The following is a 20,300-nucleotide window of genomic DNA, read 5'->3' on the forward strand; positions in this document are numbered from 1 at the left end:
TTTCACGCCATACCGGAACAAAGCCGGACGTAACCGGAACCGGCAGGAACAGTGCAAAACTGATTTCTCAGCCTTTCGGCCTCCCCTGCTCTCGCTTCCGCAGCTCCGCTTCGATCGCCTCGCGCAGCAGATCCGTCTTATCCTCGCCCGGCTTCAAAGCAGCGGCGATGCGCTCCAGCGAGCCGGGCGGAAGCGGCGCAATGATCTTGTCCGGGTAGCGAAGCTTACGGCCCATCCGAGGGCGCGTAACGCATATGAGATTTTCCGACAAGCCACCCATATTTCGCATATGCCTTATTGACGACGATAACGCATATGCCTTATATAAGTCATATGACTTATGAGAGCAACCCGATGAACGAAACAACGACACAGCCCCTCGGCGGCCAGTTCCTGACCCGTTCTCTCCCCACCCAGGCCCCTCGCCATGGGTGAGCGGACACACACCCCAGGGCCTTGGTTCGTCAGCGGCGTCCGCTTCAGGATGAACGGCAGCGAATGGCATAGCGTCAATCGCTACGACGAGGCCAAGAAGCAGGATCAGAATATTGCCTGCATCGGGTTTGACCCGAGGACAGGCGACGGCCTAGCTGACGCCCGCTTGATCGCCGCCGCGCCCGACATGTTCGCCGGCATCGAGGAGGCTCGCTCGCAAGCCGAGATGCTTCTTCTGGCGGTCCTCGAAGGTGACCCGCGCAACGAACTGACGGTCCGCGTCAACGACATTCTCGAAACCCTTCGCAAGGCCTCCCCCCATGTCTGAGCGGGCAAGCACGAAGGGGCGGGTCCGCATCATCAACGCGGATTGCCGCGAGGCTCTGAAGGGGCTTCCCGATCAGAGCGTCCACTGCTGCGTGACATCGCCGCCGTATTTCGGGCTGCGGGACTATGGCCATGATGGGCAGATCGGGCTTGAGCCGACGCCTGACGAGTTCGTCGCTGCCATGGTCAAGGTATTCCGCGAGGTGCGTCGCGTGCTGCGGGACGATGGCACGCTTTGGCTGAACCTGGGGGATAGCTACAACGCTCACCCAGGCCAGCGGAAAACGACTGACAAGGCTGGTTCGAAGCAGCAATCCAACGCTGGGAGCCCCGGCGCCCCATCGCGTCACGTTGACGGTTTAAAGCCGAAAGACCTCATCGGCATTCCGTGGCGGGTTGCGTTCGCGCTCCAGGCAGACGGTTGGTATCTCCGCCAGGACATCATCTGGCACAAGCCAAACCCGATGCCGGAGAGCATCAAGGACCGTTGCACGAAGGCTCACGAATACATCTTCCTGCTGTCGAAGAGCGAGCGCTACCACTTCGACAGCGAGGCGATTGCAGAGCAAGTTGCCGAGGCGTCTATCGCCCGTCTCGCCCAAAACGTGGGGGAGCAGGCAGGGTCGGACCGCGCCCCCGGCAAGACTAACGGCTCTATGAAGGCCGTGGGACGCCCGCAAGCTCTTCGAGCTTCCGAGATTGCCCGCGAGAAGGGCTTAACGCAGGCCCATATCGAAGCCATCCGCGCGGTCGGCATATCCGACGCGGGTAAGGCTCTCGTCACGACCAATGGCGCCGGGCGGAATGCCGAAGAAATCAAACGCCTTGCCGCAGAAGCGAAGGCGGCACTTGGGGGATATTACCGTGAGTTCCTAATGGGCGGTACGCGCAACAAGCGGAGTGTCTGGGAGGTCGCAACACAGCCGTTCAAAGGCGCTCATTTTGCGACCTTCCCGCCTGATCTGATCGAGCCCTGCATAAAGGCAGGGTGCCCGGCTGGCGGGACGGTGCTCGATCCCTTTGGCGGCGCCGGCACCACAGGCCTCGTTGCTGACCGTCTCGGTCGCAGCGCCGTGCTTATCGAACTCAACCCCGAATACGCCGCCATGGCTCACGCCCGCATCGCAGGCGACGCCGGCATGTTCGCGAACGTGGAGGCTGCGTGATGGCGATCGTAAGTTCTGGCCGGAATCGCGCGGATGCCAACTCCAAAAATCCCCTCTCTGAAGGGAGGGAGAGGTCATGAGGGATCACTCTGACCTGATCGAGCGGGCGCGGGCGATTGCAACCTACAACGGCGCAGGCGTGCACGACGATTTGCGCGCTGCGATCCGAGACCTGACGGAAGCCCTCTCGTCTCAGTCCCTCTCCTTGTCGGAGGCGAGGGAAGAGATCGAGAGGTTGAGGGGGGCCTTTGCGGCCTCGAACGATGACATATGCCAGACGCTAGGAAAGGCGCTCGGCTATCCATGGTTCAAGGACGACCAGAAGAACTTCCCCGGCGCGACCGAGGCCAACGGCGTCTGTGTTGGCGACCACGTGGCTGAAAGCATCGCAGCGGAAGCAGCCAACCGATTTGACGCGCTCAAGGCGGATATGGCGGTGGTGCTGCGCGCTGAACTGGACCGTCTTGAGGCGGCGGCCCCGTTGAACGCTCGCGAGACGGCACGCTACCTGATGGTCGAGCGGCGTCTATCGGCTCTGGAGAACTGCAAACCGGCGCTCGCGGATGCCACAAATGATCCTGCCGCCCCCTCCCTCTCCTCACTGCGGAAAGGGGCGGAGGTCGCGGTCAAGCCGCTGGAGTGGCACCGCGTAACCTATGGCTGGCTGGCACCCCCGATTGAGAAAGGAGTCGCAGAGCTCCGCGATCGAGGGAATCGCCCGGCAACGCCAGTGTGAACGCGATAAGCAGCAGCCCCCCGGCCATAATCCATTCGAACAGGCGGTTCGAGGAATAGGGACCGGCCGTATGCCTGACACGGGCAATCATGCGCCCGCCTTCCAGCCGCAAGCGCCGACGCCCTTGGCGTTGTGAGCGTCGACCTGGGCCATCGTCTCCGCCGTGTCCTCCGACGGCGCGCCGCGGATCGGGGTGAATATCCGGCAGCCGTCAATCACGGTCGAACTGCATGACGCGAGAGCGATCACCGCGCAGCACGCGATCAACCTCTTTGTGAGCCGCATCGGCTTTCTCCTGCTGCTTGCGTTCGACTTTGAGGAGGGCGCCCTCTTCGCCGGCCTCGCGCTGCTGGCAGCCATAGATGCCGACGCCCGCGAAGAGCGCGAGGATGGCCCAGGCCTGCCAGGGGATGGCCTTGGCGCCGCGCGCCAGCCATGCGCCAAGCTCGGCGAGGGCGATCACGCTGCGACCCCTTCAGGCAGGTCGAGCGCGTCGGCGCGCGCCCGGGCCCTGTGGCTGGCATAGGCGCGATAGGCGAAGCCGCCGGCGGTCATCAGCACGCCGGTGATGACCAGCGTCGTGACGACATAGCCAATGACGGTCGAGGCTCCGGCGAGCGGCTCGAGCTGCTGGCGCGCCGCCTCGAGCACGCCGCCAAGCGAGCCCGACGAGATGCCGGCACCGGTCGCGGCGTCGGCGCCGCCCTTGGCGGGCAGCGGCTTGGCCTGGTCGATCGTCGCCTTGGCGTTGCCGCCCGCGAAGAAGATCGGCTTCGGCGCGACGGAGCCGGTGGCCCAGGCCTGGCCGATCTGCTCGACCTGCGCGACCCGTGAGGTCCAACCGCCCTTGAAGGTGGGCCAGATCCGCAACGCCTTCAGGAAGGCGAGACGGCGCTCCAGGATCTGGGCGATGAGGGCGTCGTGGTCGTGGTGGTTCTCGACGGCCGCGAGAGTTGCCTCCCCGATCACGCCGTCGATCCGGTTCATGCCGAGCGCGCGCTGCAGCCACTTCACGGATTGCGAGGGGCCCGAATTCACGGCGCCATCCATGACGACATAATCCACGCCAGCGGGAAGCCGATCGCCCTTGATCACGTCCCAATACTGCCGGCGATAGATGTCGCGCAGTTCGATATCGGTGATCAGGCGCACAGATTGCGGCTGCAGGTCGCGGCGGCGGCGATAGGCATCATAAACCCGCTGCGTCACGCCCTTCATGGTCGCGCCGCCGGGATCGGCCTTGTGTTTCGACCAGCCGCCCTCGTGGACGAGTACGCCGGACAGGACCGGCACGAAGTTCTGCGCGGTCATCGGCAGGCCTCCATCTTAAGGCAATGGCGAGCGGCCTTCCACAGATCGCCCATGCCATCGTCTCTCGGCACGCAGGCGGAGAGCAGGGCGAGCGTCAGCGCCCCCGCGAACAGGGTTCGAAGCATTGAGGCCTCCGGGGATCAGGCGATGAGGATCAGGACGCCCCAGAGTGCGCCGACGACGAGCTCGGCGCGCAGCCAGTCCAGCGGCTGCAAGGGGCGGAAGAGGACGTGATAGGCGACAGTGGCGACCGCGGCGAACGACACGCCGGCGAGCCAGAATTCCGGCCGGCCGGTCAGCCAGGCGACGGCGAGCACGCCGGGCAGGACGAAGAGCATCCGCGCGAAGACCGGCAGGATCGAGCCGGGCAGCGCAAGCAGGGCCGCCTCGACGACGTTGGGGCTGCGATCCGGCCGCGCGCCGCCGACCCGCATCAGCACATGGCCCCAGCCGAAGACAGCCCAGAACAGGTAGCCGCCGGCCAAGGCCAGCGCGACCCGCCAGGGTTGGGCAAAGAGCGCAACCAAACCTATCGCCGGCGCGACATAAAGCAGGGCTCGGCCGCGCAACCAGGCAGGCTTCCAGCGGGCATCGCCGCGCGCGCGATTGAGCCCGGCGCTCAGGAAGAGCACCAGCAGGCTGGCGGACATGAGATATCTCCGGACAGGGAAACGCCCGCGCGAGACAGGCGGGTCACTCGATGGTCGGCGCGCGCTCGGCCACCTCAAGAAAGACGGCGGCGCAGAGCAGCCAGCAGATTGCGACGATCATCATGGACTTACATGCCCTGCAATGGGTGATGGGTTCAGAGCGGTTGCCGCCCCCGCCGAATTCGCTTAAGTAAAGATGCGGCGTTTCTGCCGTTTTGTGTCTAATTACTTAAGAGAATTAAGGTGAAAATTGATATTGATATGATAGAGAAAAACAATCGCTACCATGAGTGCCGACTGTTCATATTTATCAACGAGGCAGATAGCGATCCGGCGATGAAGCTGCAGGTCGCTTTTGCGAAGCGCGATCTGATTTGGCTACGTGCTCAGACTGCTATCATTGGTGATCATTAAGCTTACGCCGGGGCGATTCCCTAGACGGGCAAAATCGCCCCGCCGCCCATCTGCGGCGAGTAAGGGTAGTGGGTTCAGATCGTTCGAATGGATGATGCAACGGCAGGCCCAGTCAGGCGTTGTTGTCGCGAGGTCTGGCCCCGCCTCGTTCACGCCGCCCGATTGGGAGGGGCTGGCCCGGCCGTCAGAGGCGGCGGTCGGGCCTTCACATCACTGAGCCGTAGCCGTAGCTCGGCGTGTCGCCGCCGTTCGTCTGGAGATTCTGGCCAGCCAGGACGAGGTGTGTTCCATCGCTGTTGTAGTAACCCGAAGCCGTATCGAGCGCGTCGGCAGCGGTCTTCAGCTTGCTATCCCCGCCAACAGTGATCTCCGAAACCGGGAGAACGGCATGAAGGCCATCATATGTCTGGCCTGCGCCGGACAGCGTGTCGGTCAGATACTGAGCAGTAATCAACTTGCTCCCGCTATCCATGATCAGGTCTCGGAACGCCTCGATCTGGGTCTGGGTCGTTCCGTTGCTGGTCGCGATGTTTGAAACAGTCCTATGCGAAAAGCCGCGCTGGAAGACGCCTTCTTGCCCAACGGTCGCGCTGTTGAGGTAGGTCACATAGTTCGCATAGTGGGTGGCAGCAGAAAGACCCCCTGTCCCCATGTCGTTGCGGCCGATCTGAGTGACGGCGATGTTGTTCGACGCCCCGCCAGAGAATTTGCCTGCCGCCGAAGCCGGCCCGAAGATCGACTGCGCCGCGTTCTTCTGCGTCTGGAGGTTCGAAATCTGATGCCCCGATGTGCCGAGATTGATCACGCGGCAGTCGGTTGGGACCAGCTCCGCCCCCGGTTCGGTCAACAACATGCCGATGTTTCCGGCACTGTCTGGCGAGACCGGAAGCGCCGTGGGGATGCCGTCCGTGATGCTATCCCCCATCAGGACGATTTGACGGGTGAGGGTCGGGATTGCCCAGTTCGCGACCATGGCGGCTGCGATGGCATCGGCCTCCGCATTCGTCAGCGACTGGTTGAAGAAAGCGAATTCGTAGAGGTCAAACTGATAGGCGTCGGCGGTGATCGCGTTGCTTGCCCCAGGGACACCGCCGATGACGAGGCCGCTCATGCCCGTCGTGGTTCCGGTCACCTGAGTTGGATTAACACCGACATCGAGGTTGAGGTATCCGCGCTGACCGCCAAGAGCCGTGGTGCGCGAGGCGAAGCCAGAAAGGTGCAACTGGCAGCCGGGCACCATCTTCCAGCCATTGGTTGCGTCAGAGCCGATGAGTTGGTTGATGCTCGGAGCGCCAGACGAAACCACACGCGCCTGCATGAGGACCTGCGCGGCGGTGGCTGTCGTATTGTTACTGTCGTCCGTGTAGCTCAGATAGCGAGCATTTATGAAATTGACGGTGGCGCGATGCTTATGCATCCGGCCAACGAAGAAGACCCCATTGGCCCGCAGGCTGATGCCGGTCAGCGTTGCGGCTGCACTACCGGCTTGCGACCCTTGGAAACGCCAGACCTTACGCCCCAGTGCGTCCGTTATCTGCTTCGGGCCAATCGTGCCGCCGCCGGCCGCTAGCCCAGAGAATGCAGCAAGAGCCCTCAAGTCAGAGCAAGCAGTAACGCGGTCACCGGAAAGCGTCGGCGATTGGCTGTTCGGGTGGTAGTGGACGGTCGGCTGAACGCTGGGGAAGACGGTTGCAGCCGTGCCAGGCAGCGCAGGGCCGGACCCACCACCCGTGCCAAGACGGCGCGTCGCCCTCAGACCGGGCAACCGGGCATTGAGCTGTCCCTTCACGTCACGTCTCCCAGCGCGCGGCGACCGTCACCTGGGTGTTGCCGTCGTCCTTGCGCTTGACGCCGAGGACGTTGGCATTGGCGATACCGAAGAAGGTGAAGGCGCTCTGATCGAAGATCGGGACACCGACGCCGGCTGCGCCCTGCTGGACGAGGATTGTCGTGCCGGTGTCGTTGACGACGGTGACCTGCTTGCACGCCTGTGAGGCGAAGGCGCTGTAGGTCGAGCCCGGATTGTTCGTCTGAGCGGAGATGTTCCCACCGCTCGCCATCTGCGGGGTGACGCTGAGCAGGCCGGCCAGCGCAGTCGTGATAGATTTCAAGCGATCGAGGAGCGTGTTCGCGGTCGGGTTGGCTTGGACCTCGCCTAGCTTCGCATGCAATCCGTCATCGGTCGCGACGGTGATCCGCAGCGTCCCTGCGGCAACTCCCGCTCCGCTATTGCCAAGCAGCGTCCGGATTCGCTTGAGGATCGCCGTAATGGTGCCGTTGCCGGCGGCCTCAGCATCGGCCGGAGCGCCAAGCGCGGCGTTCGCGGTGTCCTGCTTCGCGTCGGTCGCGGCGCCATTCGGAAGAGCCGAGGAATCGACGTGGTGGTGTGTCACCTCGCCATTGCTGCCGTCGGTCGTCGACTTGATCTTGACGAGCGCCTGGGTGACGAAATCCTTGATGTTGAAGGCCATGTATTGAGCTCCTCAGGCGGCCGCGGCGAAGGCGGCGTAATCGTCATCGTCGTAGGTGTTGGAAGGCGGCGTCGGCGTCAGATCCGAGGCGCGGACGCCGACCAGAACGCAGCGCAGAATGGCCATGCCGCTGACCGAAGGGCTCGGCCCTCTGATCTCGCGGAGCCCGGCGCCGGCTGTATGCATCGTCCGGCCCATCGGGTTGACGAGGGTTAACCGCAGGAAAGCCTGCCCGCTTCGCTCGAGCTTGGCCGTCTCTTCCTCGACCATTCGGAGGCGGCCATGCGCTTCGCCCGCAGCAGGGGCCGCCTCGCCGATCTCGACAGCGACCGCAATATCGCCGCGCGGCGAGCCGCCGATCCAGACATCCGCGGCCACCGTCCAGCCGGTCGTGTCGACGGGCGTTTTCTCCGCGAGGATGACGAAGCGCTGAACGATCTCATCGCCAGCGACGAATGGGATCTCGCCTGCGAGCGTTAGCCCACAACCGCCATAGCGCGTCATCGGCGCGTCCTTTCAGGCACGAAAAAGCCGCCCGGAGGCGGCGGTTTTGGATGGGCTCAAGGCTGGATGGCAAGCGGCGCTCGTGCTAAGTCGATGCACCTGCAGCCTTGATTTTGAGCAATTTCAATGGACGGAATTCTGGCGAAGACGAAACTCGCCGACCTTTGGCGGACCTATTTTTCGGGTCTGACGCAGGAGCGCCCTGAACCCCTGCCCACGACGGCACCGGGTTCCAGGAAGATCCACACAATCTTTCTGGAGACGATCACGCGCTGCAATTTGCGCTGCACTTACTGCCACCGAACCGACAACATCTACCGTTCTAAGAACACGAAGATGGCGTTCCCTGCGTTCAAGACGATCATCGACAAGATCGATACGACTCATCACCTTTTCGGCGCGGCCAAGCCTGCGATCTGGCTCCACGGCTATGGGGAGCCGACGCTCCATCCAGAGCTTGCGCAGCAGATCGCGTACGCGTCCCACTCCGGGAAATTCCGTGAAGTTCGGATCGTTTCGAACCTCCTGGCGACTTCAAAAGAAGCCTATGAAGGTTACTTCGCGGCCGGGCTGTCGCACCTTTACGTATCATTCGACACATTGGACACCGACATCATCGCCAAGACGCGCGTCGGGACCGATCCCGTTCGCTATGATGAGACCATTCGGTACCTGGCCGCCAACCACGGCGAAAAGCTGCGGGTAATCACGGTGCTGTCGCCGTCCAATCTCCCAACGATCGGCGAAGTCTTCGCCTATCTGAAGGGGCTCGGCATCAAGCAGTGGATTATCCAGCTCATGTTCGACCATGGCGCGCAGGAATTCGCGATCAGCCCCAAAGATGTCGAGTCGCTGCAATCCATCATTGCTGACAAGGGCGAAATGAAGATTTTCGCCGAGGGGTTCCCTTATCCGAAGTGCACACAGCCTGACGACACGCTGGTGATCGGGGTGTCGGGGAATATCTCCGCGTGCTGCACGTACTTCGCCGAGGAATACATTTCGAACGGCAACGCTCTGCGCGAAAATCCGCTGGAGGTCTTCGAATCTGACAGGTTCAATCTGTTCCGGAAGGAATTCCAGGATCGGACCCATTCCCTCTGCTCAACATGCCCGATGTGGGGCCCCCCGCAAGAAGCCGCGCTTTCCGCCGCCTCCTGAGAGCGCCTATCTCACGGCAGTGATCGCGGTTGACCGCTTCATCGTCAGGCCTCCGGAGGGAGGCCTTGGAGGACGCGAGCCTTCCGGCCCGCGGTGATGATCTGGTTGTCGACCATCGCCTGAAGACCGGTCGCGAGGCGCGGATCCGACAGATCGATGAACTGGGCGCCGACGGCACGATCGTACCAGAGCTTGGTCGGCGGGTCGGTCATGGCAGCCCCGGCCAAGGCGAGCTGCTCGTCGCCCGTGAACAGGTCCATGAACTCGAGGAAGGAGAGCTGCACCGGAGCGGGCTGCTCGGCCTCCGCTTCGATATCTGCGATCGCCGTGGCGAGCGCTGCATCATAGCCCGCCCTGTCGAGATCCTCCGGCAAATAGGAGATGGACCCGTCCTCCTCCTCGCGCACCAGTTCGGCACCGAGCGCAATCAGCGCGCGGACCTCCGCTCGATGAAGTCCCATCATCAGTTTTCGACCTCATAGACGGTGAAGGTGGAGGAGAAGCCGTCGACCCATCCGCCGCTGTCCAGAGATGACGGATTTACTACCACCGTCGTGGTGGCGGCTATTGCTTGGCCAACGCGATATTCGATCGCGACGTCGCCTTTCGCGATGCCCGCCCAGGAGAACTTGTTGACCTGCGGCGTCTGATAGCTGGCGCCGGAGTTGTTATAGAGCAAGTAATGGTTTTGATACTGGTCGTTGCCGGATATGCCGTTGAGCCGCGCCCGCGCATAGGTCGTCGAGTTGGTGTCCGCCAAGCGCAACGAGGGCGCGGCCTCAAAGACCAGGCGGGTGGCATCCTTCAGCTTCGGATAGGTCCCAGTCCAAAGGACAATGCCGGGGTTCAGCGAACCAGTCAGCACCTGACGAGCTGTCAGTGTGTAAGTCCGATAGTTCAGGATGCGGCCGCCCTCGCCGGTTAATGCGGCGCCGATGTCGCTGGGCAGCATCGAGAGGATGCGGATATTCGTGCCGTCGTCGACCGTCGTGTAGGCCACGCCCGAGACCAGATCGCCGATCGCAGGGTCGGAGCCATCCCGCTTCTTGATTCGACGATTGCCGAGGCCGGCGATATTGGCGTTGACCGTCGTCGAGGTATTTGTCGCCGGAGCGATGATGTCGAAGCTCAGCCCTGCCGCATACGCCAGCGGGGCGAGCGAGAGCCCGACGACCCAGGCATTCGCCGTCCCGGTCGCAACCGAATAGTTCATGCCCTTCTGGATGGCGCGCGCGAGGCGATCGAGGTCTGCGTCGTCGACCGTCAGGCCGGCCCCAGAGATCGCGTGCGCAATCTGGCCGGTCGTAAACCACTCAAGCCAGTTGTCGAGCTGCTCATCCAAAGGGCCGCACGGGTAGCCGTTGGTGAGCTCGCCCGAGTTCGGGGCGCGACGGCTCCCGCTCGCCGCGAAGGGCAAGGAAATTGTGGCCATGAAGGCTCCTCAGATCAGGCGCAGGTATAGGTGTGCGGGTCGGCCGGACAGATGATCTCGGACCCGTCGCAATAGCCGCCCCAACCGGTCCCGTAGCCAGCAGCAAGGGCATTGCCACGATGAACAAGACCATCGATCCCGGGGGCGATGGGCAGCACGCGGAATGCGACGGGCAATTGCATCTCCTCGTCGTCCGTCAGATCGCGACCAGGGGCGATGACGACCCGGCCAACCTTCGCGTCGATGACCCATGCGGTTGGGCCCCAGATGTGGCGCGCAGCGGTCTGCAGTGAGGCGATGTCGTAGAGCCCGAGGACTTGATACCGGCGGGCTTTCAGCAAGCCGCGGAACGTCTCGTCATCGTCGATGCAAAGCGTGCTGCTGCCGAGTGGAGGGCATGAGATGAAGACGGAGCCGGGCGCGCAGTAGCCGGCGAGCGTATATGGCCCGCCGTACCCGCCGCCGCAGCCGTAACCCACCACAAGCGGCGTTTCGCAGATGCAATGGCACCGCTGTAGCCCGAGCTGCTTGCCGAGGATGGTGAGCTGATCGCCGACTGCCGTGTCGATATCGAAGAAATCGGGGATCGCGCAAAGCTTGATCGCGGCATCCTCGGATTGCCCGAGAAACGCGCGGATTATGCCGAGGAACTTGACCGCCTCGCGGTATTCAGTGGCGACCTTGTTGATCTCGACCTCGACAAGCTCGCCAACGACTGGGCAGGCATGCTCACTCATACCGGGATCACCGTGATCCGATCAGCCGAGATCGACATGATCTGGAAGAAGTTGAGGGCGAGATCAGGGGGGATGGCCACTGGCGCGGCCGGCGCGATCGAGGCCCTGACCTCCATGACCTGCACATTCGGATAACGGCTTTCAACCGCCTGCCGGATCAGAAATTCCGTGACATCCTGGCCATTGCGGGGGCGGCTTGCGCCGGTCAGCGCTTGAGCGATGCCTGCCGCGATGGCAAGCGCCGAGGGTGGCGGGCAACCCAGCCGGTCAGCCTGGGCCAAGACCTCAACCTCTAGCCTGATCGAGATCTCGGCTGGGCGCACGATGCGGATCGACCGGCAGAACCCGTCGATCGTCGTTTCCACGATCGCATTGCCGTGGGTGCCGATGCCCGGAACGACGTAGGATCGGACGGTGCGGGCGATCTCGTCGTCATCGCCGCCGATGATGGCGACGGCAACGTGCTGCGGCGGGATCCCATCGGCGTCGGTCGCCTGCTCTGCATTCACGTAAGTCTGAACCCATGTCACGCCCGACAAAGCCGAGAGCGCCTGCGAGAGGTCGCTCATGTCGATGCGGGCGCGGCCGGCGTTCGTGATTGCCTGCCGGAAATCGATGTCGCTCTCACCAGGGGCGCGAGCCAGCAGACGGAGCTTTGCGATCTGGTCGAGCCGGGCGCCTTCCGCCTGGTCCGGATCGAGGCTTTGATAAGACAGGCGTCACCATCGACGGCCGTCCGATCGAGGACATCCGGGAGATCGACGGCGTCGTGGCGGTCGTCCGCAATAGCGTCGGATGGTGCACGGTGCCTCGCGCGGTGATCGAGAAGATCGCAGCCTATCAGGGGACGGTGGCACATCCGGTCCCAGCGCCAGAGCCGATGAAGAAGGTCGGGATAGATCCCGGCGATCGCGTCCGGATCATCGACGGGCCGTTCGCCAGCTTCCAGGCAACCGTGGTCGACATCCTCGGGTTGGAAACCGCAGGTGTCCTCATCGACATATTCGGGCGCGAGACGAAGGCAGAGTTCGATGTTCGGCAGATCGAGCTGGTGAAGAAAACCGGGAAGGGTGTTGACGATCGCTTCGCCGCATGAGACATAGCGATTCATGGTTTGTTCGGTAGTGTGATCGCCACCTCGCGCGGCTTGATCTCACGGACCCCACGCCGCCACTCTGGCGGGACCATGCGAAGCTTTGCCCGGCGACTGCGGATGTACCAGCGCCAAGGGTAACAGGAGCCCGGCCGAGAGGTCGGGCTTTCTCGTATCCAGATCGAGTTCATGTCCAAGCAGACAGATTGGGAAGCGATCGAGCGCGAGTATCGCGCCGGTCAGCTATCGGTCGCGGAGATCGGACGCCAGCACGGCGTCAGCCACACTGCGATCAACAAGCGCGCCAAGAAAGAGGGATGGGAGCGTGACCTCTCCGGCAAAGTCCGGCAGGTGGTTTCAGCCCGTCTGGTTTCAGCTCAGGTTTCAGCGGCCAACGCACGAGACACGAAGCGATGAGAACCGGCGATGAAGCTCGCGCTCCATTCGCTCATCGCCCTTGATCGACCCAGCAAGGACCAGAGGTGTCGGGTGTGCGGTCTGCATGTTGCCGATCCTGTGCTTCAGATCTCGGGTGGTACCAATCTTGAGGAAGGGGCCGGAGCGGACGAAGTAGACGAACGAGGGGCGGCGTCGCAGAGCTGTTGCTTCCTTGGCACGCGTCTTCGTTCGGGCCTCTGCCTCAACCTTCTCCCGTCGAATTTGGGGGCGTGATCTGGCGGCCAATCTTGTGGCCGCCGGCATGCCGGTCTGACGCCGCTCGATAAATGCCTGGATGTCGTCAGGGTGGAAACGTATCGACCGTCTGACTTTGCCCATCGACATATCAATGTACGCGATAGCCCCGCCCTTGATGAGCTTGCGCAACTGGCGCTCGCAGATGCCGAGCGTTTCGGCGGCCGAGCGCATAGGGATGAGTGTGGGCATCTCAGACGCTCCTTGATGGGTCGGCCGCCTTCGCCCGCAACGCCGCCCGGCTGGCGATCTCGGCGCGCATGGCCCGCAGGCGCTTCCACTCGGCCTGCGCGGCGTCGGCACGCTCGACCATCTCGCGCTCGCCTGCCGTGAGGTGGTTGCGCCATGACGATTGACGCTGGGGCTTGAACCGGGCCATCACCGGCGCGGCCCCGGAATGTCGCCGTGAGCCTCGGCTTGCGGGTCCCGCCCGTAGATGCGGCGATCCAGCGCGCGCCAGCAGAGCCCGCCGATGATCGCCAGGAAGATCAGTGGCAAAGCGATGTGGTCATAGTCGCTCATCGTCTCACCCATTCGCCAGAGAGCTTCTGTTTCCAGCCGGAGGCGCGCGAGCCGGGCAGGGGGCGGCGCGACGGAGCCTTGAGCCCGCGATGTGCTGCCTCACGGCGCTTGGCGCGCGCGATGTCCTTCACGTCGCCCTTGGTCTTAAGCCGGTGGCACGGCCGGCAAAGCGGCCGGAGGTTTTCCTCGGTGTCATCGCCGCCGATCTCAAGCGGGATATGATGGTCGAAGTCGACGCCGCCGATGTCGGTCGGCTGGAAGCACATCTGGCACGTCCGGTTGAACCGTTCCCAGATGCGCGTGCGCTCGGTCGTGCCGATATGGCGTCGGTTCATGCCGCCCTCGCTTCGTCGGCGAAGACGACGCCATGCTGAGCGCCGAAGGCGAAGATCAGCTCGATCAGGTCCGTCATCTCCTGCTTGGTCAGATCGGACGAGGAGCGCCCGATGTTGACGAAGCCGGTCCCATCGAGATTCGGAACAGCCTGGACCTCGCGCTTGAGCGCATCGAGGAAGACGAGCTTCCAGCAATCCGGCTTCATCTGCCGGCCATGCCATGCGACCTGCCGGCTGATATCCGTGAGCATCGCCCACATGCGATCGTTCTGCGGCAGCGTGCGCTTGCTCAGCTTGAATTCGCAGCGGGTCCCGTGAGCCGCCCTCATCACCAAGGAGGCAGCACGGCTTCTCGCCATGGGGCTGTCGAGGATGACGAGGGCGCGGCTCATGCGGCCTCCTTGCGCCCGTAGGCGCGGACGCAATCGACGATCATGTCGAGCTCGGCGTTGAACTGGTCGACGGCGCTCGAAAGCTCTCGAATGTAGGGTTCAACGGCGAGTGGTTCCGCGAGGTCGACGACTTGGCGGTCTATGTCGCCAATATCGGGAATGAGGCGCGATGACCCGCCTCCCCGCTCAGCCCGTTTTCGTCGATCGCAAGACAGCAGCCGAAATGTTGATGATCAGCGTCGACACCTTCGATACCTGGCTGCGCGCCGGGTTCATCCCGCCACCCCAGATCGACCGCGGGCAGATCATCAGGTGGCATTGGCCGTCCTTGGAGGAACGCCTTGCCGGCAATCCAGAGGCGCAGCACCATGACCCCTCAGTCATAGGAGCTCGCAATGTCACGAAGGGCCGTAGTCGTGTCGCTGCCTAAGGGTGTCACCCGTGTGATCAGCAAGACGGGCACCGTCTACTGGTACCATCAGGATCGGCGCGGGAAGCCAGATGCCGGCCCCCGCACGAAGCTGCCTGAGTACGGCACACGCGAGTTTTGGGAAGCCATCGCGAAGCTGACGGGCGACGCGCGCCCGGCTGGCGACACGATGCGGACGCTGATCGATACCTACAAGTCGCAGCCTGAATGGCTGAAGCACCGCCCGCGGACCGTCGAGACATACGAGGCTGCGCTGAACCACGTTATTAATGCGTGGGGGGATCTGCACCCGGCTGCCATCACAGTCGCTGGCGTGCTTGCCTTGCGCGCGGAATTCGCCTCTCGCCCATCAATGGGAAATCTGGTGCTCGTCCAAGTCCGAGCCCTGATGAAGCTGGCGGTGCAGACCGGACTACGCAGCGACAATCCGGCTCGCGAAATCGACGCCATGGACGAGGAGCCGGACGAGGCCAAGCCTCTGTCGCAAGCCGCATGGGACGCCATCACATCCGATGCCGCTCCTCTTGCGCTGCGTCGCTATGCCGTCCTAGGGCGCGCCACCGGGCAGCGGATCTCGGACGTGGTCCGACTTAGGCCCGCAGACCGCGATCAGGACGGATTGCAGCACACCATCACGAAGCTTGGTGACAAGCCCCATTGGAGCCCGTTGCGGGTCGAAGAGGCGGCCCTGATCGATAGCTGGAAGCAATTTCCCGCCTCGACCTATGTGACCACCACGCAGGGGCGCCGGTACACCGACAGCGCGTTCCGCAAAGCTTGGAATGCTTTCGCGGCGACCGAAGAAGGGGCGGCCCTCCGAGGTTTCACCCCCCATGACCTGCGCGCCACCAAGGTCTGTGACGAGCGGATCAGAGGCAAGAACCATCAGCAGATCGCGGCCATGGTCGGCATGTCGATCCAGATGGTGATGAAATACAGCCGCCATATCGACCAGCGATTGGCGGCGCGCGGAACGGGCGAAGAACGCCCGTCTGCAAAAACTGATAACGCGTGAAAAATCTTTAGGCCGAAAACCCCGTAGAAATAGGACCTGACGCCGATGTGGACGCTAACGAAGGGTTAAGGTCACGGTGGCGAGCGGCGAAAGCCGGGTCACGACCTCGCCCTTTCCGGGCGAGAGCACGCCGCCGCAGAGGCTGCCCGTGGTCACGATCTGGCCTGCCTTCAGGCTGCCGAGATCATCGCTCTTGCGGTTCGCCCAGGCGAGGAAGGGTGTCATCGGATCGCCGTTTCCGTGCACGGCCGGCTGGTCGTAGATCGTCACGCCGTTGAGCGAGATGAAGCAACCGAGGCTGGCCAGATCATCGAGCGTGGCGATGTCGAGTTCCGGCCCGATCACATAGCCGCCATGGCCCATCGCATCGGCAAGCCAGAGCGGAAAGGCGACATTGCCGGACCAGTTGGCGAGGCGGCTCTCGACGATCTCGATGCCGAGATAGGCCTTGTCGCAGCAGGCGAGCAGTTCGGCGCGCGAATAAGCCTGAGCCGGACGGAACGGCACGTCGCGGGCGAGCCGGAGCGCGATCTCGATCTCGATGCGCAGTTCCGCACCGATCGCGCCGCCATAGACATCGCCGGGGGCCAGATAAGGACCGGGCATCAGGCCGGCAACCGCCGTGCCGTCCTCGGCGATGCCGACCTTCCAGCCGGCCTCGGGCAGGCCCAGCGCCTTGCCGACCGCCGCCTGCGCGAGGAGCCCCTCGGAGAGGGTCGCCGGCACCGGCAGTCCCGCGATCTCAGCCAGGGAACGCTCGCGGCGGGCTTTCACCAGCGCATCGCTGATGGTCTCGACGGTGGTCGGCATGGGACTTCCTCTGCATCCGGGCAGCAAGCGTATCGGGCTCCTGCTATCGCAGCAGGCCAGGTGGGACAAGGCGCCTGAACGCACCGGCGCCCGGCATGCCGCCCATGGAACCTCGCCGCGGCTATTCCGTTCCCCGAGCATGCCCCAGATACTTCATCATTCTCGGCGGGCGTTGCTGCGCGGCTTTGCCGGCCTCGTCCTGTTCGGCTCGGCGGTGCAGGCGCAATCGCCGGTTCCGGCCCAGGAATTCGTGCGCCAGACGGCGATTGTACAGATGTTCGGGATCGAGGCGGCGACGCTGGCGCTGCACAAGACCAGCTCGCCCGCGATCAAGGATTTCGCGCACGCTCTGACCAGCAGGCAGGGCGCGGCGACCAGCGGCCTGCGTCGGATCGTCGCCAAGCGTTCGGACATCGCCCTGCCCGACCGGCCGGACGGGCGCCGGCTCGACCTGCTGCGCGGTCTCACCGACAAGCAGGGGTCCGACTTCGACAGAGCCTATGTCGAAATCCAGCGCAGCACGCATCACGAAGCCGCCTTGCTGATGGAGCGCTATGCCAGCGAGGGCGACGATGCCGAACTGAAGCGCTTCGCGACGCAGTCACTGCCGCTGTTCCGCGAACTCGATCGCAAGTCCCAGGAATTGGCGGTCTCGCCATAGGAATGTAGCCACCTCTTCGCGAGGCGAAGACCATTGTCATTCCGTGGCGCAACCCAGGTGCGAACCCGGAACCCACGACTTGGCGAGGCGCTTGACGCGCGGTTGTTGGCCGTTCACCCGGTCGTGGGTTCCGGGTTCTTCGCTCCGCGAAGCCCCGGAATGACAAAGTGGACCGCCATCAGACCTTCGAGCGCCCCCCGGCCTCGCGCTCGTAGACAGCGAGGAAAGCTCTGCCCATCAGCGAGTTTTCGCTGTCGATGAGCTTGCGCAGCGTTGCTGCGCGGATTGCCTGGAGCTGCGGATCGTCAGGCACGGCCGCGGCCGCGAGTTCGGCCAAGGCCACGGCGAGCCGGTTCTGCCCCTGCCCGGCCAGAGCCTCGGCGCGCGCGGCGAGCTTGCGGGCGCCGCCGGCGAGATCGGCAAGCTCGGCGGCCAGCTCCGCGGTGCGGGCCGGCTTCAGGTGGGCGGCGTTACCGTCGAACCAGCCGGCATTGAGATGATAGATGCTGCGGACGAGAAATTCCGGATCGTCGTATTTCGGCAGCAGATAGGGCTTCGCGAGATAGCTCGCGGGCACCTTGACCTTGCTCAGGACGTCTTCGAGCGTCGCCCCGGCGTTCATCAGCGCCAGTGTCTCGCGGACGAGATGCTCCAATGCCTCGGCGCCGTCGCTCAGCATACGCGCCACCCGCTCCGCCCCGAAGACGACGGGGCCGTGGCCGGGGATCAGCGTTTCCGGCTTGAGCGCCTCCATCCGCCGGAGCGCCTGCGCCCATTCGGCAGCGTAGCGCTGGACCTTGCGGGGATTGCCGGCATTGGGGAACACCCAGATGACGAAATCGCCGCTCGCCAGCACGCGCCGCTCCGGCAGCCAGACGAAGGTCGCGTCATCCGTCTCGCCGCGGCCGTGGAAGAGTTCGAGCCCCTCCCCGCCGATCGTCAGCGACAGGGTGTCGTCATAGACCTCGTCCGGGCGGCGCTGGCCGATCGGGTAGACGTAGCCCGGCATGTTGAACTGCTGGCTCTGCACGAGGCTGTTGAAGCCGTGCGAGTCGACATAGCGCTGCATGCGCCGAGCGACATTGCGATGGGCGACAATGCGCGGACGTGGCCATCCGCGCGCATCCGCCTCCTCGTCGATCAGCTTGATGCCGCTGGTGTGGTCGATATGGCCATGGGTGAAGATCACGGTGTGGATCGGGCCATCGTCCCAGGAGCGGATGACGTCGAGCGTCTGCCGGGCGGTGTCGGGCTTGGCCGTATCGATCAGCACGAGGCCTTCCGGCGTGCGGATCGCCGTCACGCTGCCGCAGAAATACGTGGTGTGGACGGTGATGATGTTGTCGTCCACCTGCGTGATCGCGCCATGCGAGACTGCAGCCGTCCATTCCTCCATCGCGGCGGAACCATCCCAGAGACGCTCGAACAACGGGTCCTGTTTCATGCGGCATCCTCCGGCAAAGCCCTCCCCTGTTTAGCATCAACCGCCGGCCGCGACAGGCCGAACCGGCCGCATGCTGACAGCAGGCGTCAGCGGACGGAACGGTCAGCGCTGCCGCGCAATCCCCGGCAAAGCGGAAGTCTCGGCCGTACCGCAGGTTACGAGCTCTGGACATCCCGCCCCAAAGCCCGGCAAGAAGCGGGCGGGCGCCGCGGCTATCCAAGACCGCGCATGCGACAAGAATCGTCCGGGAGGAACAGGAAATGAAATCGCTCTGGGTCATGGCCGTCGCACTCGGCGCCACGCTCAGCCTGCCCGCGCAGGCACAGGACAAGGTCAAGCTGGTCGACGTCATCGAGTTGTCGGGCGCGGGTGCCGCCGCCGGCACCAACTGGAAGAACGGCGCCGACATGGCCGCCGCCGACATCAATGCGAAGGGTGGCATCCTCGGCAAGCAGGTCGAGATCGTCCATTACGACACGCAGACCAATCCGGGGAACACCCGCGCCGCCGTGCAGCGCGGCATCGACGAGGGCGCCTATGCCATCCTCGGACCGATCTTCTCAGGCCCGATCGGCGCCTCCATGCAGATCTCGCAGCGCGCCGAAGTCGCGCAGATCGTCGGCGGCGAGGCGGCTGGCTTCACCAAGCAGGGCAACCCCTACATCTTCCGGACCTCGCTCAGCCAGACGGCGGCGATGCCGAAGATCGCCAAATACCTGAAGGACACCGTCAAGGCCGGCTCGATCGCCGTGGTCTGGGTGAATAACGACTTCGGCAAGGGCGGCCGCGACGCTATCCTGCCCGAACTCGAGAAGGCCGGCATCAAGGTCGCCGTCGACGTCTCGACCGAGCAGGGCCAGGCCGATTTCACCGCCGACGCGATCAAGGTGAAGAACGCCAATGCCGATGCCGTCTTCGTCTATCTGAACGAGGAAGAGAGCGCCCGCTTCCTGCGCGCCGCCAAGCAGCAGGGCATCACCAAGCCGATGATCGGCGAGACGACCCTGCTCGGCGCCAAGGTGCTGGAGCTCGCGGGCGACGCCGCCAACGGCGCCAAGGGCCATGTCGGCCTCTCGACCGATGCCCCGATCCCCGCTCTGCAGGAATTCGGCAAGCGCTACCGCGAGAAATACGGCTTCGCCTCCGACCATAACGGCGTGAAAGGCTACATGGCCGTGTTCATGGTGAAATGGGCGACCGAGAAGCAGAAGAAGCTCGACAAGAAGGGCCTCGCCGACACGCTGCGCGGCGCGACCATCAAGGCGAGCGAGGAGCCGGGCATCCTGATCGACACCGTGATCGAGCAGAACGGCGATCTCGACCGCGAGAGTTTCCTCGCTGAGGTCGTCAACGGCAAGCAGGTGATCAACACCACCCTGCCCCGGATCAAGCCGTAAGCGGCCAGCGGCGAACTCATCCTCGACGTCATCCCGGGCGAGCAGCGCTCGATCCGGGATCCATCGAAGGGCGTCGCGGCTGTATGGATCCCGGAGCTCCGCTTCGCTGCGTCCGGGATGACGCACGCTGATTGAACACGAAACGCTCTCCAACCGAGCGCATA

General features: G+C 64.0%; 30 protein-coding genes. 10 read left to right on the forward strand and 20 right to left on the reverse strand.

The genetic code is table 11. The annotated features are described in order from the left end of the window. Nucleotides 1–67 precede the first annotated feature (67 nt). A complete protein-coding gene (locus AC6RIC_RS17735; RefSeq protein WP_499733303.1) occupies nt 68–235 on the reverse strand; it encodes a hypothetical protein in 168 nt (55 codons plus the stop codon). A gap of 249 nt (nt 236–484) precedes the next feature. Here AC6RIC_RS17735 and AC6RIC_RS17740 point away from each other — a divergent pair, with 249 nt between their 5' ends. The 3 genes from AC6RIC_RS17740 (at nt 485) to AC6RIC_RS17750 (ending at nt 2,664) form a co-directional block, all read left to right on the forward strand. Next, entirely contained in the window at nt 485–763 is a 279-nt protein-coding gene (locus tag AC6RIC_RS17740; protein WP_499733304.1) for a hypothetical protein, read from the forward strand. Continuing rightward, nucleotides 756–1,928 (forward strand): DNA-methyltransferase, encoded by a 1,173-nt coding sequence (locus tag AC6RIC_RS17745; RefSeq protein ID WP_499733305.1) that lies wholly within the window; start codon nt 756–758, stop codon nt 1,926–1,928. The genes AC6RIC_RS17740 and AC6RIC_RS17745 overlap by 8 nt, the downstream gene beginning before the upstream one ends. 76 nt (nt 1,929–2,004) lie before the next feature. Then, a complete protein-coding gene (locus AC6RIC_RS17750; protein ID WP_499733306.1) occupies nt 2,005–2,664 on the forward strand; it encodes a hypothetical protein in 660 nt (219 codons plus the stop codon). A gap of 211 nt (nt 2,665–2,875) precedes the next feature. Here the strand turns inward: AC6RIC_RS17750 and AC6RIC_RS17755 are convergent, their stop codons facing one another. The 4 genes from AC6RIC_RS17755 to AC6RIC_RS17770 are packed head-to-tail and all read right to left on the reverse strand — an operon-like array spanning nt 2,876 to nt 4,625. After that, nucleotides 2,876–3,127 carry a hypothetical protein gene (locus AC6RIC_RS17755; RefSeq protein ID WP_499733307.1) on the reverse strand — a complete coding sequence of 84 codons (252 nt, stop codon included), beginning with the start codon at nt 3,125–3,127 and terminating at the stop codon, nt 2,876–2,878. Continuing rightward, nucleotides 3,124–3,975, reverse strand: a complete 852-nt coding sequence (locus AC6RIC_RS17760) for a glycoside hydrolase family 108 protein (protein ID WP_499733308.1) — start codon at nt 3,973–3,975, stop codon at nt 3,124–3,126. Before AC6RIC_RS17760 ends, AC6RIC_RS17755 begins: the two co-directional genes overlap by 4 nt. Further along, nucleotides 3,972–4,100, reverse strand: coding sequence for a hypothetical protein (locus tag AC6RIC_RS17765; protein WP_499733309.1), 129 nt, complete (start codon nt 4,098–4,100; stop codon nt 3,972–3,974). Before AC6RIC_RS17765 ends, AC6RIC_RS17760 begins: the two co-directional genes overlap by 4 nt. Nucleotides 4,101–4,115: 15 nt before the next feature. Further along, on the reverse strand, nt 4,116–4,625 hold the full coding sequence (locus AC6RIC_RS17770; protein ID WP_499733310.1) for a hypothetical protein: 510 nt from the start codon (nt 4,623–4,625) through the stop codon (nt 4,116–4,118). 243 nt (nt 4,626–4,868) lie between these two features. Between AC6RIC_RS17770 and AC6RIC_RS17775 the strand changes: the two genes are divergently transcribed. Continuing rightward, nucleotides 4,869–5,039 carry a hypothetical protein gene (locus AC6RIC_RS17775; protein WP_499733311.1) on the forward strand — a complete coding sequence of 57 codons (171 nt, stop codon included), beginning with the start codon at nt 4,869–4,871 and terminating at the stop codon, nt 5,037–5,039. A 205-nt stretch (nt 5,040–5,244) separates the two neighbouring features. Here the strand turns inward: AC6RIC_RS17775 and AC6RIC_RS17780 are convergent, their stop codons facing one another. Genes AC6RIC_RS17780 through AC6RIC_RS17790 form a run of 3 tightly spaced genes read right to left on the reverse strand, consistent with a single transcriptional unit; the run spans nt 5,245 to nt 8,014 of the window. Then, a complete protein-coding gene (locus AC6RIC_RS17780; RefSeq protein ID WP_499733312.1) occupies nt 5,245–6,828 on the reverse strand; it encodes an SGNH/GDSL hydrolase family protein in 1,584 nt (527 codons plus the stop codon). A gap of 1 nt (nt 6,829) precedes the next feature. Continuing rightward, nucleotides 6,830–7,510 (reverse strand): hypothetical protein, encoded by a 681-nt coding sequence (locus AC6RIC_RS17785; protein ID WP_499733313.1) that lies wholly within the window; start codon nt 7,508–7,510, stop codon nt 6,830–6,832. Between the two features lie 12 nt (nt 7,511–7,522). Further along, entirely contained in the window at nt 7,523–8,014 is a 492-nt protein-coding gene (locus tag AC6RIC_RS17790) for a hypothetical protein (protein ID WP_499733314.1), read from the reverse strand. 126 nt (nt 8,015–8,140) lie between these two features. Between AC6RIC_RS17790 and AC6RIC_RS17795 the strand changes: the two genes are divergently transcribed. Then, entirely contained in the window at nt 8,141–9,175 is a 1,035-nt protein-coding gene (locus AC6RIC_RS17795; protein WP_499733315.1) for a radical SAM protein, read from the forward strand. 44 nt (nt 9,176–9,219) lie between these two features. Here the strand turns inward: AC6RIC_RS17795 and AC6RIC_RS17800 are convergent, their stop codons facing one another. The 4 genes from AC6RIC_RS17800 to AC6RIC_RS17815 are packed head-to-tail and all read right to left on the reverse strand — an operon-like array spanning nt 9,220 to nt 11,913. Beyond that, nucleotides 9,220–9,639, reverse strand: coding sequence for a hypothetical protein (locus AC6RIC_RS17800; RefSeq protein WP_499733316.1), 420 nt, complete (start codon nt 9,637–9,639; stop codon nt 9,220–9,222). After that, complete coding sequence (locus AC6RIC_RS17805) at nt 9,639–10,607, reverse strand: hypothetical protein (protein ID WP_499733317.1); 969 nt, start codon at nt 10,605–10,607, stop codon at nt 9,639–9,641. Before AC6RIC_RS17805 ends, AC6RIC_RS17800 begins: the two co-directional genes overlap by 1 nt. 14 nt (nt 10,608–10,621) lie before the next feature. Further along, nucleotides 10,622–11,344 carry a baseplate wedge 1 family protein gene (locus AC6RIC_RS17810; protein WP_499733318.1) on the reverse strand — a complete coding sequence of 241 codons (723 nt, stop codon included), beginning with the start codon at nt 11,342–11,344 and terminating at the stop codon, nt 10,622–10,624. Beyond that, nucleotides 11,341–11,913, reverse strand: a complete 573-nt coding sequence (locus AC6RIC_RS17815; RefSeq protein WP_499733319.1) for a hypothetical protein — start codon at nt 11,911–11,913, stop codon at nt 11,341–11,343. Before AC6RIC_RS17815 ends, AC6RIC_RS17810 begins: the two co-directional genes overlap by 4 nt. Nucleotides 11,914–12,161: 248 nt before the next feature. Here AC6RIC_RS17815 and nusG point away from each other — a divergent pair, with 248 nt between their 5' ends. Together nusG and AC6RIC_RS17825 are read left to right on the forward strand one after the other, a co-directional pair. Next, entirely contained in the window at nt 12,162–12,440 is a 279-nt protein-coding gene (gene nusG, locus AC6RIC_RS17820; RefSeq protein WP_499733320.1) for a transcription termination/antitermination protein NusG, read from the forward strand. A 186-nt stretch (nt 12,441–12,626) separates the two neighbouring features. Beyond that, nucleotides 12,627–12,854, forward strand: a complete 228-nt coding sequence (locus AC6RIC_RS17825; RefSeq protein WP_499733321.1) for a hypothetical protein — start codon at nt 12,627–12,629, stop codon at nt 12,852–12,854. Here the strand turns inward: AC6RIC_RS17825 and AC6RIC_RS17830 are convergent. From AC6RIC_RS17830 to AC6RIC_RS17855, 6 genes are all read right to left on the reverse strand, one after another. Next, complete coding sequence (locus AC6RIC_RS17830) at nt 12,822–13,322, reverse strand: helix-turn-helix domain-containing protein (RefSeq protein WP_499733322.1); 501 nt, start codon at nt 13,320–13,322, stop codon at nt 12,822–12,824. The two genes, AC6RIC_RS17825 and AC6RIC_RS17830, sit on opposite strands and share 33 nt — an antisense overlap. 1 nt (nt 13,323) lies before the next feature. Next, nucleotides 13,324–13,509 (reverse strand): hypothetical protein, encoded by a 186-nt coding sequence (locus AC6RIC_RS17835; protein ID WP_499733323.1) that lies wholly within the window; start codon nt 13,507–13,509, stop codon nt 13,324–13,326. After that, the gene (locus tag AC6RIC_RS17840; RefSeq protein WP_499733324.1) at nt 13,509–13,652 is read right to left on the reverse strand and encodes a hypothetical protein; all 144 of its coding nucleotides are present in this window, start codon (nt 13,650–13,652) and stop codon (nt 13,509–13,511) included. The genes AC6RIC_RS17835 and AC6RIC_RS17840 overlap by 1 nt, the downstream gene beginning before the upstream one ends. Then, nucleotides 13,649–13,987 (reverse strand): HNH endonuclease, encoded by a 339-nt coding sequence (locus AC6RIC_RS17845; RefSeq protein WP_499733325.1) that lies wholly within the window; start codon nt 13,985–13,987, stop codon nt 13,649–13,651. Before AC6RIC_RS17845 ends, AC6RIC_RS17840 begins: the two co-directional genes overlap by 4 nt. Further along, complete coding sequence (locus AC6RIC_RS17850; protein WP_499733326.1) at nt 13,984–14,379, reverse strand: recombination protein NinB; 396 nt, start codon at nt 14,377–14,379, stop codon at nt 13,984–13,986. Before AC6RIC_RS17850 ends, AC6RIC_RS17845 begins: the two co-directional genes overlap by 4 nt. Nucleotides 14,380–14,518: 139 nt before the next feature. Beyond that, a complete protein-coding gene (locus tag AC6RIC_RS17855) occupies nt 14,519–14,749 on the reverse strand; it encodes a hypothetical protein (protein WP_499733327.1) in 231 nt (76 codons plus the stop codon). A gap of 73 nt (nt 14,750–14,822) precedes the next feature. Between AC6RIC_RS17855 and AC6RIC_RS17860 the strand changes: the two genes are divergently transcribed. After that, nucleotides 14,823–15,824, forward strand: coding sequence for a tyrosine-type recombinase/integrase (locus tag AC6RIC_RS17860; protein WP_499733328.1), 1,002 nt, complete (start codon nt 14,823–14,825; stop codon nt 15,822–15,824). 54 nt (nt 15,825–15,878) lie between these two features. On the opposite strand, the gene AC6RIC_RS17865 is transcribed toward AC6RIC_RS17860, so the two are convergent. Beyond that, nucleotides 15,879–16,634: a hypothetical protein gene (locus AC6RIC_RS17865; RefSeq protein ID WP_454657486.1), complete on the reverse strand. Its 756-nt coding sequence runs from the start codon at nt 16,632–16,634 to the stop codon at nt 15,879–15,881. Nucleotides 16,635–16,773: 139 nt separating this feature from the next. On the opposite strand from AC6RIC_RS17865, the gene AC6RIC_RS17870 reads away from it, so the two are divergent. Continuing rightward, nucleotides 16,774–17,295 (forward strand): DUF4142 domain-containing protein, encoded by a 522-nt coding sequence (locus AC6RIC_RS17870; RefSeq protein ID WP_499733329.1) that lies wholly within the window; start codon nt 16,774–16,776, stop codon nt 17,293–17,295. Nucleotides 17,296–17,473: 178 nt separating this feature from the next. Here AC6RIC_RS17870 and AC6RIC_RS17875 read toward each other — a convergent pair whose 3' ends face one another. Beyond that, nucleotides 17,474–18,739, reverse strand: coding sequence for an alkyl sulfatase dimerization domain-containing protein (locus AC6RIC_RS17875; protein ID WP_499733330.1), 1,266 nt, complete (start codon nt 18,737–18,739; stop codon nt 17,474–17,476). Nucleotides 18,740–18,999: 260 nt separating this feature from the next. Here AC6RIC_RS17875 and AC6RIC_RS17880 point away from each other — a divergent pair, with 260 nt between their 5' ends. After that, complete coding sequence (locus tag AC6RIC_RS17880; protein WP_454657489.1) at nt 19,000–20,136, forward strand: ABC transporter substrate-binding protein; 1,137 nt, start codon at nt 19,000–19,002, stop codon at nt 20,134–20,136. The last annotated feature ends 164 nt before the right edge of the window (nt 20,137–20,300 follow it).

This window comes from Allobosea sp. TBD101, from assembly GCF_059817965.1.

Coding starts and splice junctions, on each gene's coding strand:
- AC6RIC_RS17735 (WP_499733303.1), bottom strand. CDS start 235: ATGGGCCGTAAGCTTCGCTACCCGGACAAGATCATTGCGCCGCTTCCG.
- AC6RIC_RS17740 (WP_499733304.1), top strand. CDS start 485: ATGAACGGCAGCGAATGGCATAGCGTCAATCGCTACGACGAGGCCAAG.
- AC6RIC_RS17745 (WP_499733305.1), top strand. CDS start 756: ATGTCTGAGCGGGCAAGCACGAAGGGGCGGGTCCGCATCATCAACGCG.
- AC6RIC_RS17750 (WP_499733306.1), top strand. CDS start 2,005: ATGAGGGATCACTCTGACCTGATCGAGCGGGCGCGGGCGATTGCAACC.
- AC6RIC_RS17760 (WP_499733308.1), bottom strand. CDS start 3,975: ATGACCGCGCAGAACTTCGTGCCGGTCCTGTCCGGCGTACTCGTCCAC.
- AC6RIC_RS17765 (WP_499733309.1), bottom strand. CDS start 4,100: ATGCTTCGAACCCTGTTCGCGGGGGCGCTGACGCTCGCCCTGCTCTCC.
- AC6RIC_RS17770 (WP_499733310.1), bottom strand. CDS start 4,625: ATGTCCGCCAGCCTGCTGGTGCTCTTCCTGAGCGCCGGGCTCAATCGC.
- AC6RIC_RS17785 (WP_499733313.1), bottom strand. CDS start 7,510: ATGGCCTTCAACATCAAGGATTTCGTCACCCAGGCGCTCGTCAAGATC.
- AC6RIC_RS17790 (WP_499733314.1), bottom strand. CDS start 8,014: ATGACGCGCTATGGCGGTTGTGGGCTAACGCTCGCAGGCGAGATCCCA.
- AC6RIC_RS17795 (WP_499733315.1), top strand. CDS start 8,141: ATGGACGGAATTCTGGCGAAGACGAAACTCGCCGACCTTTGGCGGACC.
- AC6RIC_RS17800 (WP_499733316.1), bottom strand. CDS start 9,639: ATGATGGGACTTCATCGAGCGGAGGTCCGCGCGCTGATTGCGCTCGGT.
- AC6RIC_RS17805 (WP_499733317.1), bottom strand. CDS start 10,607: ATGGCCACAATTTCCTTGCCCTTCGCGGCGAGCGGGAGCCGTCGCGCC.
- AC6RIC_RS17810 (WP_499733318.1), bottom strand. CDS start 11,344: ATGAGTGAGCATGCCTGCCCAGTCGTTGGCGAGCTTGTCGAGGTCGAG.
- AC6RIC_RS17815 (WP_499733319.1), bottom strand. CDS start 11,913: ATGAGCGACCTCTCGCAGGCGCTCTCGGCTTTGTCGGGCGTGACATGG.
- AC6RIC_RS17825 (WP_499733321.1), top strand. CDS start 12,627: ATGTCCAAGCAGACAGATTGGGAAGCGATCGAGCGCGAGTATCGCGCC.
- AC6RIC_RS17830 (WP_499733322.1), bottom strand. CDS start 13,322: ATGCCCACACTCATCCCTATGCGCTCGGCCGCCGAAACGCTCGGCATC.
- AC6RIC_RS17835 (WP_499733323.1), bottom strand. CDS start 13,509: ATGGCCCGGTTCAAGCCCCAGCGTCAATCGTCATGGCGCAACCACCTC.
- AC6RIC_RS17840 (WP_499733324.1), bottom strand. CDS start 13,652: ATGAGCGACTATGACCACATCGCTTTGCCACTGATCTTCCTGGCGATC.
- AC6RIC_RS17845 (WP_499733325.1), bottom strand. CDS start 13,987: ATGAACCGACGCCATATCGGCACGACCGAGCGCACGCGCATCTGGGAA.
- AC6RIC_RS17850 (WP_499733326.1), bottom strand. CDS start 14,379: ATGAGCCGCGCCCTCGTCATCCTCGACAGCCCCATGGCGAGAAGCCGT.
- AC6RIC_RS17855 (WP_499733327.1), bottom strand. CDS start 14,749: ATGGTGCTGCGCCTCTGGATTGCCGGCAAGGCGTTCCTCCAAGGACGG.
- AC6RIC_RS17865 (WP_454657486.1), bottom strand. CDS start 16,634: ATGCCGACCACCGTCGAGACCATCAGCGATGCGCTGGTGAAAGCCCGC.
- AC6RIC_RS17870 (WP_499733329.1), top strand. CDS start 16,774: ATGCCCCAGATACTTCATCATTCTCGGCGGGCGTTGCTGCGCGGCTTT.
- AC6RIC_RS17875 (WP_499733330.1), bottom strand. CDS start 18,739: ATGAAACAGGACCCGTTGTTCGAGCGTCTCTGGGATGGTTCCGCCGCG.
- AC6RIC_RS17880 (WP_454657489.1), top strand. CDS start 19,000: ATGAAATCGCTCTGGGTCATGGCCGTCGCACTCGGCGCCACGCTCAGC.